The sequence below is a fragment of the Paenibacillus ehimensis NBRC 15659 genome (genome assembly GCF_004000785.1).
GTDB lineage: Bacteria > Bacillota > Bacilli > Paenibacillales > NBRC-103111 > Paenibacillus_G > Paenibacillus_G ehimensis.
This window is the reverse complement of record NZ_BILX01000207.1, coordinates 1-615: the sequence shown is the minus strand read 5'-3', so window position 1 is coordinate 615 and position 615 is coordinate 1. Positions and strand designations below refer to the sequence as shown.

General features: G+C 58.2%; 1 protein-coding gene. It reads left to right on the top strand.

Annotated elements, in window-relative coordinates; translation table 11 throughout:
• On the top strand, positions 1–615 hold a 615-nt coding region (locus PEH01S_RS34350), incomplete at both ends, for a condensation domain-containing protein (RefSeq protein ID WP_246063159.1).

Here is a 615-nt window from a genome sequence, read left to right as displayed (position 1 = left end):
GGGTATGATGCGCAAAAGCTGTCGTTCCAGCTCGGCAAACGTTTGACGGAGCAGATGCAGCGCACGGCGAAACGGTATCAGGTGACGATGAATACGCTGCTGCAGGCGGCTTGGGGCGTCGTGCTGCAAAAATACAACAACAACGGCGACGTCGTATTCGGCAGCGTCGTTTCGGGCCGGCCGGACGATATTCCGGGCGTCGACCGGATGATCGGGCTGTTCATCAATACGATCCCGGTGCGCATTCGCTGCGAAGGGGAAACGACGTTTGCGGATTTGCTGCGGGGCACGCAGGAGCAGGCGCTGGCTTCCCGCGCTTACGAAACGTATCCGCTCTACGAGATTCAAGCGTTGACCGAGCAAAAGCAGGATCTCGTCAATCATATCATCGTGTTCGAGAACTATCCGGTCGAGCAGCGGATGGAGCAGATGGGAAATCGCGGTGCGGACAGCTTCGCGATTGCGGGCGTCGCAATGTCCGAGCAAACGAACTATGCGTTCAATATTACGGTGATCCCGGGCGACGATCTGGGCATACATTTCGAATACAACGCGCTGGCGTTCGATCGTTCGACGCTGGAGCGGATGCGCGGCCATCTCGTGCACGTGCTGGAG